Here is a 16,804-nt window from a genome sequence, read left to right on the forward strand (position 1 = left end):
GCCCGCCTGGGAGGAGGAGGTGAACCAGCCATGGCCGATGCCAGGACCGTGCAGGAACGCCGGCGCGAGCTGTTGCGTCAGCGGATCGCCCAAAGTGGTTTAGCGACGGCCGAATCAGCGCAACGGACGGTGATCTCGGCGGGGAACGCTACGGTCTGTCCGCCGGACAACGCCGGATGTGGTTCGTGCAGGCCATGAACCCCTCGGACGCCACGCTGAACATCTGCGTCGCCTACCAGGTGACTGGCGCGCTCGACGAGGCGCGGCTGCGCGCGGCCTTCGCGACTGTCGTTGCGCGGCATGCCATCTTGCGCACCACCTATGGCGTCGATTCCGACGGTGAGCCGTACCAGGTTTTCCGCGACGATGTCGACCTGCCCTGGCAGGTGCGGGATGTTCCGGGTGAGCGGCAGCAGATCGACGCGCTGGCACGAAGCGAATTCGGTAAGCCGTTCGACCTCACCAGTGAGTTGCCGCTGCGGATGACCCTGGTGCGTAGCGCTCCGGGCGAATTCGTGTTGCTGTTGGTGGCGCATCACATCTGCTGGGACGACGACTGCTGGGCCGTCTTCTTCGGTGAGCTGAGTGCGGCCTATGACTCCGCCCTGACCGGTGCCGAACCGCCGCAGTACATCGCGGTCGAGGTGGTGGGCCGATCCCCGGACGTCGCCGAAGCCGACGTCGACTACTGGCGCTCGACTCTGTCACCGGTGCCCGATCCGCTGGAGTTGCCCGGCGGCGCCGCGCCGAATCCATCGACCGGGGCCGCACACCGAACGGCGACACTGCCCGCGGACCTGTCGATCCGGCTCGAGGGCTTCGCCCGGGAACATTCCGCCACCCCGTTCATGGTGTTGCTGGCGGCATACGGCGCCCTGGTGCGGCGGTACACCGGCGCCGCCGACTTCCTGGTTTCGGTTCCGGTGACCGAGCGCCGGGCCGCGACCGAGGGGGCGATCGGATACTTCGGAAACACGCTGCTGCTGCGCATCCGCGTACGGCCCGAGGATACGTTCACCTCACTGGTCGACAGCGTGCGGGACACCTGCCTCGAAGCCTTCGCCCACCAGTCGGTCGGCCTGGATCGCGTTGTGCGCGAACTGAACCCGGAGCGCAGCGCCGGACACGACGGGATGGACCGACTGGTCCGGCTGGGCTTCAGCATGCGCAAGAGCGTGACCGGACTCCAATTCGCGGGCGTCACGACCCGACAGCTCGAACTGGGCGCGGTGTCCGCCCCGATCCCACTCGCGCTGGCGGTGGTGCTCGACCCACAGGGCATGTCCGCCGAATTCGAATACCAGACCGATGTGCTGTGTGACGAGCTTGTCGGGCAGTTGCTGCGGCACTATCGGCAGCTGCTCACGAGCGCGCTCGCCGAGCCTGGACGCCGGGTCAACAAGTTGGATCTGCTGGAGCCGGGCGAGTGGGAGGCAGTGCTGAGGCAGTCCCACGGCGTCCTGGTCCAGAGGCCGGCGAGCACCGCCGTTGCCGCGCTGGAAACGGCCGCCGCAGCCACCCCGGACGCGGTTGCATTGGTGTTCGAGGACATCGAGCTCAGCTATGCGCAACTGCATGATCGGGCAAATCGATTGGCGCACTGGCTGATCGGGAATGGGATCGGGCCCGACGACATTGTCGGCCTGCGCATGACGACGTCCGTCGACTTCGTGGTCGCCATGTTCGCCGTGCTGAAGGCCGGTGGGGCCTACCTGCCGATCGACCCGGCCTTTCCCCGCGAGCGCATCGACTACCTGCTCGACGACGCCCGCCCGGCACTGGTCATCGGCCACGACGAGTTCCGCAAGGCTGAGCAGGAGGCCGCCGCGTTGTCGAGCGCCGCGCCCACCGACACCGACCGGCGCCGCCCGCTACGGCCGGAGCACCTCGCCTACGTCATCTACACGTCCGGTTCCACCGGACAGCCCAAGGGTGTGGCGGTCCCGCATCATGCGATCGCCGAACACATGGCCGGGTTCCTCGAAGAATGGAGCCTGACCGCAACTGACCGGCTTTTGCAGACGTCGTCGGTGAGCTTTGACGCGTCGGTGATGGAGATCTTTGCGCCGCTGTCCATCGGCGCGCGGCTGATCGTGCCGAAAGCCGATGCCTTCAGCGAGGTCTCCTACGTCGCGGACCTGATCGGCCGCCACGGGGTCACCGTGCTGCACATGGTGCCGTCGATGTTGAGCACCCTGTTGCTGCTGCCGCAGGCGAGCCAGTGGCGGCAGTTGCGGCAGGTGCCGGTGGGCGGGGAAGCGCTGCCCGGCGAGGTCGCCGACAGGTTCGCCGGTCACTTCGATGCCACGCTGCGCAACCACTACGGTCCGACGGAGGCGGTCATCTGTGCCACGCACATGCCCGTCGAGGGCCGCCAGGGCCCGGGCGTCGTGCCTATCGGCAGGCCGAACCAGAACGTCTACGCCTACGTACTCGACCAGGAGCTGCGGCCGGTGCCGGCCGAAGTGGTCGGGGAGCTGTACCTGGGCGGTGCGCAACTGGCCCGTGGCTACCTCGGCCGTTCCGGGCTGACCGCGCAACGATTCGTCGCCGACCCGTTCAATCCCCGGATGCGGCTCTACCGGACTGGAGATCTGGTCCGGCGCAACCTGGCCGGGAACCTGGAATTCGTCGGCCGCGCCGACGAACAGGTCAAGGTGCGCGGTTTCCGGATCGAACTCGGTGAAGTCGAGTCGGTGATCGCCTCGCACCCGGCGGTGCGGCACTGCCTGGTGCTCGCGGAGGAATCTCCGGCCGGGGCGCGACTGGTCGCCTACGTGGTGCCGGCGGCGTCCCCGCTGCCGGGTCCAACTGAGTTGGACGTCAACGATATTCACGCACATGCCGCGGCCGTACTGCCGCACTACATGGTGCCGACGGCGGCCGCGGTGATCAAGGAGATCCCCCTGACCGTGCACGGCAAGCTGGACAGACGCGCACTGCCCGCACCGACCCCGGTCAACGCCCGCAGTTACCGCGCGCCGGTGACGCCGACCGAGCGACGGGTGTGCGCGATATTCGGCCACCTCTTCGAGTTGGAGCGGGTCGGCGCCGACGATTCGTTCTTCGATCTGGGCGGCCACTCGTTGCTGGCGGCTCGTCTGGTCGCCCAGATCCGCTCCGAGGTCGGGGTGGACTGCAGCGTGCGCACCGTTTTCGATGCGCCGACACCGGCAGGTCTGGCGGCGTTGTTGGTCGAGCAGTTCCGTGCCTTGTTCGGCATCGACCTCGACGCCATCGACATTGACGGTATGGATCTCGATGAGGGATTCGGCACCGGATTATCGGCAGGGCCGTCGGGCCGTCCGGAACTCGCCGCGACGATTCGCCCCGAGCGTCCCCCGTTGTCCTACTCCCAGTTGGCCATGTGGTTCCAGCACCGGATGCGGGGGCCCAACGACGTCTTCAACCTGGGACTCACGCTGCGCTTCACCGGACCGCTGGATGTCGCCGCCCTCACCGCCTCGCTCAACGACGTGGTGGCCCGGCACGAGGCGCTGCGCACCGTTTTCGTTGAGCACGAGGGCATTCCGTATCAGTCGGTGCGCCCCACCCTGAAGTTGGACCTCGCGGTGACCGAGATCAGCGCCGACCGGGCCGACGCGACGACCGCCGAGCTGCGCCGCTACCTGTTCGACCTGACGTCCGGCCCACTGATCCGGCCGACCCTGCTGGTGCTCGACCCCGGCACGCACATACTCGTCGTGCTCATCCACCACATCGTCACCGATCACAACTCGCTCGGCGTCATCTACGAAGACCTCGTCACGGCATACCGGGCGCGTGCGACGGGCCGGGCGCCGCAGTGGGAACCGCTGCCACTGCAGTTCGTCGATTACGCGCTATGGCAACGGGATACCTTCGACACGCCGGGTGAGTGGGCCGCAGCCGAGCTGGCCCATTGGTGCGAGGCGCTGGCCGGGCTGCCCGCCGAAATCCCGATGGCGGCCGACCATCCGCGTCCACCGGTGGTGGGCCAGCGCGCCGAGGTCGTGACGTTCACAGTGCCGGCGGCGCGGCGTGCCCGGCTGACTCAGCTGGCGGATCACAGCGGCGCCAGTGAATTCATGGTTTATCAGACTGCGCTCGCTGTGTTGCTGCACCGGGTCGGCGGAGCCACGGACATCGCAGTCGGAACTCCGGTCGCGTCCCGCGATGACCTGACCGTGGCCAAGGTGGACGGACCGTTCGCCAATGTGTTGGCGTTGCGCAACGACCTGACGGGCGATCCCAGTGTGCGAGGTGCCCTGGCGCGTTGCCGTGCAACGGCACTCGACGCGTTGTCGCACCAGGAACTTCCGATCGACCGGCTGGTGGAAGCGCTCAACCCGCCACGCTCGAGTGCCCGCAACCATCCGTTCTTCCAATGCTCGCTGCACTTCCGCACCGAGGACTGGGCGCAGGCGCCACGTGAACTGGCGACAGGCGGAACGACGGTGGTGCCCATCCCCATGGAGTTCGAGGTTTCGCTGCTCGACCTCGACGTCAGTGTGAGCGTGCAACCCGACGGGGGACTGGAGGTGCGGTTCCTCGCCAGTGCCGATCTGTATGAACCGCAGACGGTTCGGCATCTGGCCGACGCATTCGGTGCGGTGCTCGACGCCTTCGTGACAGCCCCGGACCGGCCGGTGTCGGAGCTGGAGCTGTTGCCGGACGACGTCATGGCGGCCCTGCTGGCGGCGCCTGCCCCGCTGGAAACGCAACCCGCGAAGGCCGTCGGTTCCGCCGAAACCGAACAAGCCCTGATCGCCCTGCTGGAGGAGTTGCTGGAGATCTCCGGCGTGGACCGCGAAGACAACTTCTTCGCGCTCGGCGGCGACAGCGTCATCGCCGTGCAGATGTCGGCGCGTGCCAACGCGGCGGGCCTCGCGCTGGCTCCGGCGATGGTCTTCGAGCACATGACCCTCGCCGAGGTCGCCGGCGCGGTGGACGCGGTCGCCAACGTTGCCGCCAATGTGGCTGTGGCGCAGGCAGATACCGATGAGCGGGACTTCCAGAGCGCGCCGATGAGTGCGTCGGGACTGGATGCCGACGCCCTGGCCGCGCTCACCGCCTCGTGGCAGCAGCAGTAGCGGGCGCCCGTGACTTCCGCCCCGCCGCAGATCGAGGATGTACTGGCGCTCAGTCCTTTACAGGAAGGGCTATTCGCGTTGTCCCGCCTTGCGCAGGACAGCCTCGACATCTACACGATGCAGATCGTCGTCGACATCGACGGCCCGGTCGACGTCGAATTATTGCGGGGCAGCGCCGCGGCCATGCTGGTGCGCCACCCGAACCTACGTGCGGCGTTCTGGGATCGAGACGTGCCCAGGCCGGTGCAGATCGTGCCCGCGCACGCGGAGCTGCCCTGGTCTGAAAGAACCGCCACACCAGCAGAATTCGACGCGATAGCCCGTTCGGAGCGGCACCGCCCATTCGAGTTGAGTCGCGGTCCCGCGCTGCGCGTGGTGCTGCTCACGGTGCCCGGCGAGACCCGGCGCCGGATGATCGTCACCGCCCACCACATTCTGGTGGACGGTTGGGGGCTCGGCGTGTTCTTCACCGAGATGCTCGCGGTTTATCAAGCGGGGGGCAGCGCCGAGGGCCTACCCGCCCCCCGCCCATACCGCGACTACATCGCCTGGCTCGCGACGCAGGACCGGGCGGCGGCGACGGCCGAGTGGACGAAGTATCTGCGGGGTGTCTCCGCACCGCTGATGCTGGCCGAAAGCACCGCCGCGCCGGGGGTGCCGGAGAAATCCGATCTGCTGCTGTCGGCCAGTCACACGGGCAGGCTGCGGGACTGGGCAGGGCGAAACGGCCTGACGCTGAACACCGCCGTGATGTTCGCCTGGGCGCTCGTGCTCAGCCGGCTCACCGACCGCCGGGACGTCGTCTTCGGCACCGTGGTTTCCGGTCGCCCCGAGCAACTGCCCGGCGTCGAGACGATGGTCGGAATGTTCATCAACACCGTTCCGGTGGTGCACACAGTGCACGGCACGGTGCCGGTGTTGGAACAATGCGCGCGGCTGCAACGTGATTCGTCGGCGATGCGCGGCATCGGTTACCTGAGCCTTTCGGAACTGCAGCGCGCGCACGGTTCCGGCGCCCTGTTCGACACCCTGTTCGTGTTCGAGAACGCCCCGCTGCAGGACGCCGTCCGCCCGGTGACCACCGCCGACGGCGCCCGGTTCTCCCCGGTGGCCGGCGAGAGCCTGACCCACTACCCGCTGACCGTGGTCTCGCACCTGATCGACGATCGACTGATCGTGGTGGTCGAGGCGATCAGGGAAGCGCTGCCCCACCTTTCGGGCGCACAGCTCTGTGAGCGCCTGGTCGCGGTGCTGCGCCAGCTGCCCGGCATCGGCGACCGAACGCCCGAGGCGTTGGACGTGCTGACCGCGGCCGAGCGCGCCGAGTGTGACCGCCGCACCCGGGCAGTGGCGCCGGTCGACGCCACGGTGTGGGAGTTGTTCGAACGACAAACGCGCGCCACGCCCGGGGCCGTCGCCCTGACCGCCGCCGACGGCGGCCGCTGGACCTACGCCGAACTGCATGCCGAGGCGGCGCGGCTGGCCGGCGAGCTCAGCGAGCGGGGGATCGGTCCGGAAACCGTTGTCGCACTGGTGTTGTCCCGTTCAGCGCGGTCCATCGTAACGGTTCTCGGCGTACTGGGCGCCGGTGCCGCCTATCTGCCGGTGGACGTCACCCTGCCGGTCGCCCGTATCGAATCCATGCTGCGCCAGGCGGATCCGGCGTTGGCGATCACCGACGAAGCTGGTTCGGCACTCATCGAGGGCCGGGTCCCGGCCCTGATGCTCGACGACCCGGCGGTGGCTGAACGCATTTCGCGTCGTGACGCCGTCGCTCCCGTCGTGCCCCGCCATCCCGGGCACAGCGCCTACGTCATCTTCACGTCCGGGTCCACCGGTGAGCCGAAAGGCGTGATCGGCACCCACGGCGCGTTGGTCAGCTACTTCGCCGACCATCGCGACCGCGTCTACCGGCCCGCGGGACGGCGCCTGGGCCGCCCGATGCGCATCGCCCACGCCTGGTCCATGAGCTTCGACGCGTCGTGGCAGCCCATGGTCGGGCTGCTCGACGGACACGGGATCCATCTGTTCGACGCGGAGGAGATGCGCGACGCGGACCAGTTATTGAAAGGGATGGCCGATCACCAGATCGACATGATCGACACCACGCCCTCGATGCTCGTCCAGTTGCGGGCCGCCGGACTGCCGGATCACCACCTGGCGGTGCTGGCACTGGGCGGTGAAGCGATCAATAGTGTGCTGTGGCAGCAGTTGTGTTCGCTGCCGGCCGGTGCCGTGTACAACTGCTACGGGCCCACCGAAGCGACCGTGGAGGCGGTGGTGGCCGCCGTGCGGGAGTACCCGGCACCGACCATCGGCACGGTCAACGCCGGAACCCTCGGCTACGTCCTGGATTCGGCGCTGCGCAGCGTTCCGCACGGAGTCGTGGGCGAGCTCTACCTGTCCGGCAACCAGTTGACTCGGGGTTACATCGGTCAGCCGGCGATGACCGCCGCCCGCTTCGTGGCCGATCCGTTCCGGCCCGGACAACGTATGTACCGTACCGGCGACCTGGTGCGTCGCCTGCCGCACGGTGGTCTGGCCTACCTCGGGCGCGGCGACGACCAGGTCAAGATCCGCGGCTACCGGGTCGAGATCGGCGAAATCGAGGGTGCACTTCGATCCCAGTCTGGCGTCCACGACGCGGCCGTGTCGGTGGTGCGGCGTGCCGGGGGCGCGACGTTGGTGAGTTTCGTTGTCTGGCAGGATGATACGCGGGCTGAGCCGCATGCGCTGCGTGCCGCTCTCGCGGAACGACTGCCCGCGTACATGGTCCCGGCCCGCATCGTGGCGCTACCCCGGTTGCCGGTCAATGCCAACGGCAAGCTGGATAATCACGCGCTCGACCGGTTGGCCCGTGACGAACTCGCCACTGGCAGCCGCGGGCCGGTAACGCCGTCCACCGACAGCGAACGAGTGCTGAGTGAGCTGTTCGCCGAACAGTTCAACGGTGTGGCACCCCACCTGGACGACGACTTCTTCACGCTCGGGCTGGACAGCATCGTGGCGATCGGCCTGGTGCACAAGGCCAGGCGACGCGGCCTGGCGCTGAGCCCGCGAATGGTGTTCAACTCGCCGACGATTCGTGAGCTCGCCGCCGCGGTCGACATGGCTGAGTTGGCCGAACCGGCGGTCACCGGTGCCGAATACGGTGAGGTGCCGCCGCTGCCGATCGTGTCCTGGGTCAACGAGCACGGCAACTTCCGGCGCTTTACCAATACGGTCCTGCTGCGGCTGCCCGCCGGCATCGACCGCGTGACGATCGAGCAGCTGCTTCAGCTCGTGCTCGACGGGCACGAGTCCCTGCGATCGATCCTGACCGATACACCCGACGGCGCTCGTCTGGTCACCCGGGAACCCGGTGTCGTGGCCGCTGCCGAACTGCTCTCGCGGGTCGACGTCACGACCGATACCGAATTGGCTTCGCTGGTGCGGACTTCGGCGCGCCGGGCGATAGAGGAGATCGACCCGAGCGCGGGCGCGATGATTCGCGCGGTGTGGTTTGACGGCGCTGCGAAGCGCCAGATGCTGCTGTTGACCATCCACCACCTGGTGGTGGACGTGGTGTCCTGGCACATCCTGCTCAGCGACATCGCGGAGGGGTGGCGATCGTTGCGCGCGGGCGCCGCACCGAAGGCGTTGCCGGAGTTCACGTCCTACCGCCGATGGTCGGAGCTGATGTGGGACAGGGCGGGGGCTCCCGAAGTCATCGCGCAGCGCGAGTATTGGGGTGCGCAGCTGCGCGAGACCGATCCCGCGCTGGGTGCGCGCCACCCTGACCCGACCCGGGACACCTGGTCCACGCTGCGGGTCAGCAACCTGGTGACGCCGATCGATGTCTCTGAGCGCCTGGTGGGCACCCTCAACCGCGATGACCGGATGCGCGAAATCCTGTTGTGCGCTATGACGGTCATGGTGGCGAGCTGGCGCCGGCTGCGGTCGCAGGATCCGTCCGGGGGAGCACTGATCGCCCTGGACAGCCACGGTCGCGCCGATGCCCTGATGGACACCGACACCACGAACACCGTCGGCTGGTTCACGGCGGCATTCCCCGTTCGGCTCGGGGTGGGAGCGACCGCCGTGGACATCGAGCGCCTGGAGGCGGCACCCGAGGTGGCCAGGGCGTTACTGGATTCGGTGACCTCGCAGCTGGGAGCGGTTCCCTGCGACGGCCTGGATTACGGGTTACTCCGATACGTCGCCCGAGTCCCGGAATTGCAGCAGGCGCCCGAGCCGCAGCTGCTCTTCAACTACCTGGGCCGGCTGGACCTCGGGGTGGTGACCGAGCAACCGTGGACGCTGATCGACGGACGGGAAATCGATGCGTTGCCAGTCGATCCCGAGCCGGATCTACCGCTGCGTTTCGCACTCAACATGAGTCTGTTGGTCCGCGGCACCCCGGCCGGCCAGCAACTCGTCAACACCGTGCTGTGGAGCGAGGCGCTGTTCACGCCGGCCGAAATCGATCACCTGACACAGCTGTGGCAGCGCACCCTGGCCGCGCTGGCCGCCGGGCTGGCAGCCACCGCCTGACAAAGGAAGGGTCATCACACGTGCTCGGCGAGGAACAGATCAGCAGGGACGAGATCAAGGCCACGATCGCGGCCCAACTCGGCTGCCCTGCCGAAGACGTCGCAGACCATGACGATCTCATCCAATTGGGGCTGAACTCCATCCGCATGATGGCGATGGCCGGCGGCTGGCGTAAACGCGGCGCCGCCATCACCTTTGCCGAACTGGCGGCCAACCCCACCGTCGACTCGTGGCACGCGCTGCTCGGCGGACAACCGTCGGCCGCGGCGGCCCCGGCGCCCCAGACTGAACCGGCGCTCGTCGAAGACGCGCCGTTCCCGTTGGCACCTATGCAGCATGCCTACTGGATCGGCCGATCCGACGAGCAGGAACTGGGCGGGGTGGCGGCCCATCTATACGTCGAATTCGACGGCGGCGCAATCGACCCGGTGCGGCTGGAGCGCGCGGTGACCGATCTCGTCACCGCTCATCCGATGCTCCGAACGCGGTTCCTGCCGGACGGAACCCAGCAGACGATGCCGCGGCCAGTACGCCCGGTGTTCAGCGTGGTGGATCTGCGGGGCCAGGGCGTGTCCGCCGCCGAGACCGCGCTGACCGCGCTGCGGGACCGAAAAACGCATCAGCGCCTGGCAATTGAAGAGGGCCAGGTCATCGACGTCACGCTGACCCGCTACGACGAGGACCGCAGCCGGTTGCACCTGGACGTCGACATGCTGGCCGGCGACGCGATGAGCTACCGCGTGCTGATCTCCGAACTGGCCGGCCTGTATCGCGGAGCCACACCGCAGCCCCCGGGCTATAGCTACCAGAGATACCGCGTCGAGGTCCAACGGCGTCGCGACCGTGATGCGTTGCGGGAGCGGGATCGTCAGTGGTGGCAGCGGCGCCTGCCGGAGATGCCCGGAGCACCCGAACTTCCCGCCGCACCGGCGGGCACCCGGGGATCGGCCCGGCGGACCGTTCGATACGACCACTGGCTGACGCCGGACGCCAAGAGCAGACTGGTCTCCGGCGCCCACGCTCGTGGCGTGACCCCGGCCGTGGCTCTGGCCGCGGTCTTTGCCGACACCATCGGCGGATGGTCCGCGCAGGACCGGTTCCTGCTCAACGTGCCGTTATTCCAGCGGGAATCGGTGCACCCCGACATCGACCGGGTGATCGGCGATTTCACGTCGTCGATCATGCTCGAGGTCGACGTCAGCGAGAACATGTCGGTGGCCGACCGAGCCCGGGCCGTGCAGCGTAGCATGTACGAAAGCGGCGCACACTCCACCTATTCCGGTTTGGAGGTGCTGCGCGATCTGGGTCGGCAGCGGGGCGAACCGGTACTGGCTCCGGTCGTTTTCACCAGTGCGCTCGACCTCGGCGAACTGTTCGCCGACGCCGTCATCGAGACATTCGGTGAACCGGTGTGGATCATCTCGCAGGGGCCGCAGGTGCTACTGGATGTCCAGATCACCGAACTGCGCGGCGGTTTGCTGATCAACTGGGATGTCCGGGAATCCGCATTTCCGGCCGGCATGGTGGACGCCATGTTCGCCAGGTTCACCGAGGCGGTCGCGCGGCTGACCGACGGTGCGGCGGGCTGGGACGCCGAAGCCGCGGTGCGGCTGCCCCGCGCCCAGGCGAAGGTGCGGGCGGCCGTCAACGCCACCGACGGCCCGGTGACCGGACGGTGTCTGCACCAGGGCTTCTTCGAGCACGCCGATACCCATCCCGATGATCCCGCCGTGCTCTGGGGCCTCGGCGAGGAGGCCGGCGCCTGGAGCTATCGGGAGCTGTCGGAGAGCTCACTCGCGGTCGCCGGCGCCTTGCGCGCGTGCGGGGTACGGCCGGGCGACGCCGTCGCAGTCCAGTTACCCAAAGGGCGTGACCAGATCCCGGCCGTACTCGGTGTGCTCGCCGCCGGTGCGACGTATGTGCCGATCGGTTACGAGCAACCGGCTGAGCGCCGCGCCAAGATCCTGCAGACCGCCGACATCGTCGCAGCACTGACCGTCGAGGGTGCCGAATTCGGCTCGGGCATCCGGTGTGTCAGCATCGATGCCGCGCGGAACCATCGGGAACCGTTGCGCGAAGCAGTTTTTCCGGAAGCCGGGACGATCGCTTATGTCCTGTTCACATCCGGATCGACCGGGGTGCCCAAAGGGGTGGAAGTTCCGCACAGTGCGGCGATGAACACCATCGACGCCGTCAACGAGTGGTTCGAAGTCGGCGACACCGATCGGACCCTCGGAGTCTCCGCCCTCGAATTCGATCTGTCGGTGTACGACATCTTCGGCATCTTCTCCGTCGGCGGTGCAATCGTCGTCGTCGACTCCGGGCACCCGGATGCCGCCGACACCTGGGCGGAAGTGATTCGTCGGCATAAGGTTTCGATTCTCAACTGTGTTCCGGGCATCCTGGACATGATCCTGGCCTGCGGCGCGCACGGTCTCGGCGATTCGTTGCGGGCGGTGCTGCTCGGGGGCGACTGGGTAGGAGCGGAGTTGGCCCGAAGATTGCGGCAGGTGGCACCCGGCTGCCGGTTTGCCGGCCTCGGCGGAGCGACGGAGACGGCGATCCACAGCACCGTCTGCGAGGTGGTGGGTGAACCACCGGCGCACTGGGTAACCGTGCCGTTCGGCGTTCCGTTGCGCAATGTCCGGTGTCGAGTGGTGTCACCGTCCGGCCGCGACTGCCTGGACTGGGTCCCGGGTGAACTCTGGGTGGGCGGCGCGAATGTCGCGGCGGGCTACCGCCACGATCCCCGGCGCACTGCGGAACGCTTCGTCGAGCACGACGGCATCCGCTGGTACAAGACGGGCGACACCGCCCGGTACTGGCCCGACGGTACCGTCGAATTCCTCGGCCGCGCAGACCATCAGGTGCAGATCCGCGGGTACCGCGTCGAACTGGGCGAGGTCGAGAACGCACTTCGTAGCCTGCCCGGGGTGCACCAGGCTGTGGCGGCCGTCGTCGGCGCCAACGCGCCCGTGCTGGTCGCGGCCATCGCGGGCGACCCGGCGGGTGAGCTCCGCGGGGACCTCACCGCGGCCCTCTCCGTGGCCCTAGCCGACCTGCTGCCGAGTTACATGATTCCGGCCCGCATCGAAGTCCTCGAACGAATCCCCCTGACACCCAACGGCAAACTCGACCGTCGTGCCGTCGTCGCGCTTCTGCAACCGCAACCCGCAGACCACGACACCGCACCACGCACCGATCTGGAGGCCGCGCTGGCCGAGATCGTGGCCGACGTCCTGGGCCTGGACAGTCCGAAATCCGTTGGCGTCCATGATGATTTCTTTGCCCTCGGCGGTGATTCGGTGCTGGCCACCGCCGTCATCGGGCTGGTCCGTGAATGGCTGGACGTCGATCATGCGGTGGTCACCGACATCTTCGCCACCCGCACGGTTGCAGGCCTGGCCGCCCGGCTGGAAAACCGTGAGGCGGCCCGGGGCACACCGCAACGACTGGCCGCTATCGCACGTCACTACCTCGACGTCGCGGCGCTGACCGATGAGGAAGTAATGGCGCAGGGCTAGGGAATGCGCGAGCCGACGATGATGCTGCCGACGCTGCACTCCTGGCGCTCATCGACTCCGGTAGCCGCGGTGAATGCCGCGGTGTCGGAAAACCCTTGCGCGCAAACGCCGAGACCCATGGCGGTAGCCGCCAGGTAGATCGTCTGCATCAGGACGCCGACATTCTTGAGGATGGTGGCGTAGGCGATCTGCTCGTAGGTCCACATCACCCGGCCGCCGCGGGCCGCGATGACGAGCAAAACCTGCGGCTCGGCGCCGCCGGACAGGGTCGCCGCGGCCGGCCTGATGAGTTGGGAGGTGGCGGGCGCGTCAGCGGTGGCGACCGGGCGAAGTGCGTGTTCGAACGAGTCGTAGTGGTAGACGCCGGGTTCCAGGCCGGCGACGCTGCGCACCACGGGGTAGATCTCCAGTTCGTAGAGGCCCCCGCCGGCGGGGTACGGCCGGGAAAGCAGTTCCTCGCCCGCGTCCACCGCCTGGGTGCCACGCGTTCGCGCGGTACGGTAGAGCAATTCGCCGAGTTGCCCGGCGTTGATGGGCCGCTCGTCGTCGAATGCCCTTGTGGTGACCCGGTCTTCGACTACGGCCACCAGGGACGGGTCCTGCGACCGTCGGGCATCCAGGTCGGGGATCGGCAGAGCGATCGGTTCACCCGGATAGGGCGTTCGTCGCCCCGGTGGTTGCGGGAACCGGCCTTTGGCCCATTTCGTCGGACCGAAGTCGTCCCATGTGACGGTGCGCTGGCCCAGGGTGCTGCGCCGATGAAACCAAAGGTCGGCTGCGGCCCAGCTCTGCGCCTCGAACGACGTCTCGTCGTCCGGACCTACCAGCGCCCCGGCCCAGCGCAGATCGTCGATGAATTGTGCGGCGACGGTCGGCGGCAGATCGGGGCAGTCCGGCGCACGGCCGCCCAGCAGGGCGAGCAATCGCGGCTGGTGAATGCGCACATCACACCAGCCCAGTGGATTCTCGAGAACCAGGCCGGTTGAATCATTATGCAGCACAGCAAATTTCGACATCACCGCGGACCCGTCGGGCAGCGGTTCGGGTCGTGGCGGGGGCTGGCCGAACGGAATCAGCGAGTACAGATCCGTCCCGCCGGCGCAGGCCGTGACGGCGAGATAGCCGCGTGTGGCCAGGTGGTCGATCAGCGCGTCGATCTCACGACGCTGGGCACCGGCCCCGGCCAGTTCCGTCGCAGTTGCCGGTCCGAGGTTGAGGGCCTTCAATGCCGTCAGCTGCTGGGCGCTCAACCGGGCCAGCTTTTCACTGTGCGGGGGCTTCAGCAGCACCGCTCCGGCACCGGTGGTCATGCAGGTGACGCCGGGGCGAAACGCGAATCTCGTGTCCTCCGGGTATCTGCTGGCGAACATTCGGCCCCCGGATTCATAGCTCCCGCACAGCTGCATCACAGCCGCCGCAATCGGGACCGCGGGAGCGTGGACGTAACATAGACACGCTACCAAACGAAACATCAGTCACAAGATGCACAAACACAACACACGCGGGCGGTGCGGCACACGATGTCCGGAACGTTCTGCGTGAATACGAGGGGGATCCCATGACCATCAAGTCACTGGCCATCGGTGCCGCGGCCGTCGCCGCGATCGGCGCCGCGGCGGCCGGAGCGACGGCGTTCGCCGGCCCGGTCGCCTACCAGGTGCAGCCCGTCGTCTTCGGTGCGCCGCTCCCGCAGGACCCGGCGCCGGCGCCGGCCGGCCTGCCCACCTCCGCGCAGCTGACCGGCATCCTCACCAGCCTCGCCGACCCGAACGTGCCGTTCGCCAACAAGAGTGATCTGGTCGAGGGCGGAATCGGTGGCACCGAGGCGCACATCGCCGACCACCAGCTGAAGAAGGCAGCCAAGAACGGCGACCTGCCGCTGTCGTTCAGCGTGGCGAACATTCAGCCGGCCGCGGCCAACTCGGCCACCGCGGACGTGGCGGTCTCCGGTCCCAAGCTTTCGCCCCCGGTGACCCAGAACGTCACGTTCGTCAACCAGGGCAGCTGGGTGCTGTCGCGCAGTTCCGCGATGGAGCTGCTGCAGGCCGCCTCGCGCTGACCCGCGACCAGACGCAAAATCGCCCTTTCCGCGCGGCGGAAAGGGCGATTTTGCGTCTGCTCGGCCTAGTTGGGCGCCCCCATGTCCATGTCGTAGACCCGGGCATGCAGCACGACCCGGTTACGCAGGGCCGCCCGCACGGCGCGGTGCAGGCCGTCCTCGAGGTAGATGATGCCGCGCCATTTCACCGCGTGCGGGAAAAGGTCGCCATAGAAGGTGGAGTCCTCCGATAGCAGGCGGTCCAGCGCGAGCACCGTCGTGGTGGTGACCAGCTCATCCAGGCGGATCTGCTGCGGTGGAATCTGCGACCAGTCCCTGTAAGACAGCCCGTGTTCGGGATACGGCTTGCCCTCGCGCACGCCCTTGAAGATCATCGACAGTCGCTTTCGGCTGGATTTCGGCTCGACGTGCTCCTCGACCGGACCACCTGGAAAGGCTATCTGCCGCGCCCGAGCGGCGGGCGGTTAGCCGGGGATCAGCCGTTGGCAGGTCAGATCCTGTCGAGACCGTAAAATGGACTCGGCCGGTATCTGCAGATGGGGGTGATAGGCAATGGGTAGCGCTGACGAGCGTCGCTTTCAGGTGTTGCACGCCATCGTCGCCGACTTCGTCTCCACTCATGAACCCATTGGTTCGAAGTCCCTGGTAGAGCGTCACAATCTGGGCGTTTCCAGCGCGACCATCCGCAACGACATGGCGGTGCTCGAGGCCGAGGGCTACATCACCCAGCCGCACACCAGTTCCGGGCGGGTCCCCACCGAGAAGGGGTACCGCGAGTTCGTCGACCGCCTCGACAACGTCAAACCGCTCTCGTCCGCGGAACGGCGCGCGATCCAGGGCTTCCTCGAGTCCGGCGTCGACCTCGACGACGTGCTGCGTCGCGCGGTGCGGCTACTCGCGCAATTGACCCGCCAGGTGGCCGTGGTGCAATACCCGACGCTGTCCACCTCGACCGTCCGCCACCTGGAAGTGATCGCGCTGACCCCGGCCCGGCTGCTGATGGTGGTGATCACCGACTCCGGCCGGGTGGACCAGCGCATCGTCGAACTCGGCGACGTCATCGACGACCACCAGCTCTCCCAACTGCGGGAGATGCTCGGCCAGGCGCTGGTCGGCAAGCGGCTCGCGGCGGCCTCGGTCGCAGTGGCCGATCTCGCCGGACGGCTGCACGGCGGGGACGGACTCGGAGATGCCGTCGGGCGTTCCGCGACGGTGTTGCTCGAATCGCTGGTCGAACATACCGAAGAACGCCTGCTGTTGGGCGGCACCGCGAACCTGACCCGTAATGCCGCCGATTTCGGGGGCTCGCTGCGCTCCATCCTGGAGGCGCTGGAGGAACAGGTCGTGGTACTGCGGCTACTGGCGGCCCAGCAGGAGGCGGGCAAGGTCACGGTGCGCATCGGCCACGAGACGGAGGCCGAGCAGATGGCCGGCACCTCGATGGTGTCCACCGCCTACGGCACCAACGACACGGTCTACGGCGGCATGGGTGTGTTGGGACCCACCCGCATGGACTATCCGGGAACTATGGCCAGTGTTGCCGCGGTTGCTATGTATATCGGCGAAGTTCTGGGTGCTCGATGAGCGCGCACCCGCTGCAGAATTTTTGGATGGCC

General features: G+C 67.8%; 6 protein-coding genes and 1 pseudogene. 5 read left to right on the forward strand and 2 right to left on the reverse strand.

What is annotated here, in order from left to right:
• Positions 1–30 precede the first annotated feature (30 nt).
• The 3 genes and pseudogenes from ACNQS7_RS30155 to ACNQS7_RS30165 all read left to right on the forward strand — a co-directional run bounded on the left by ACNQS7_RS30155 (position 31) and on the right by ACNQS7_RS30165 (position 13,129).
• A pseudogene (locus ACNQS7_RS30155) lies at positions 31–5,072 on the forward strand (amino acid adenylation domain-containing protein).
• Between the two features lie 9 nt (positions 5,073–5,081).
• Complete coding sequence (locus ACNQS7_RS30160; protein ID WP_418015431.1) at positions 5,082–9,605, forward strand: amino acid adenylation domain-containing protein; 4,524 nt, start codon at positions 5,082–5,084, stop codon at positions 9,603–9,605.
• Positions 9,606–9,625: 20 nt separating this feature from the next.
• Positions 9,626–13,129 (forward strand): amino acid adenylation domain-containing protein, encoded by a 3,504-nt coding sequence (locus tag ACNQS7_RS30165; protein WP_418015432.1) that lies wholly within the window; start codon positions 9,626–9,628, stop codon positions 13,127–13,129.
• Here the strand turns inward: ACNQS7_RS30165 and ACNQS7_RS30170 are convergent.
• Positions 13,126–14,499: a SagB family peptide dehydrogenase gene (locus ACNQS7_RS30170; RefSeq protein ID WP_418015433.1), complete on the reverse strand. Its 1,374-nt coding sequence runs from the start codon at positions 14,497–14,499 to the stop codon at positions 13,126–13,128. The genes ACNQS7_RS30165 and ACNQS7_RS30170 overlap by 4 nt on opposite strands.
• 188 nt (positions 14,500–14,687) lie before the next feature.
• On the opposite strand from ACNQS7_RS30170, the gene ACNQS7_RS30175 reads away from it, so the two are divergent.
• A complete protein-coding gene (locus tag ACNQS7_RS30175; protein ID WP_055581841.1) occupies positions 14,688–15,188 on the forward strand; it encodes a hypothetical protein in 501 nt (166 codons plus the stop codon).
• Positions 15,189–15,253: 65 nt separating this feature from the next.
• Here the strand turns inward: ACNQS7_RS30175 and ACNQS7_RS30180 are convergent, their stop codons facing one another.
• On the reverse strand, positions 15,254–15,562 hold the full coding sequence (locus ACNQS7_RS30180; RefSeq protein ID WP_418015434.1) for a type II toxin-antitoxin system VapB family antitoxin: 309 nt from the start codon (positions 15,560–15,562) through the stop codon (positions 15,254–15,256).
• Positions 15,563–15,740: 178 nt separating this feature from the next.
• Here ACNQS7_RS30180 and hrcA point away from each other — a divergent pair, with 178 nt between their 5' ends.
• Positions 15,741–16,772 carry a heat-inducible transcriptional repressor HrcA gene (gene hrcA, locus ACNQS7_RS30185; protein WP_055581797.1) on the forward strand — a complete coding sequence of 344 codons (1,032 nt, stop codon included), beginning with the start codon at positions 15,741–15,743 and terminating at the stop codon, positions 16,770–16,772.
• Positions 16,773–16,804: the final 32 nt, after the last annotated feature.

Source organism: Mycobacterium sp. 23 (genome assembly GCF_048287075.1).
GTDB classification, from domain to species: Bacteria; Actinomycetota; Actinomycetes; order Mycobacteriales; family Mycobacteriaceae; genus Mycobacterium; species Mycobacterium gordonae_B.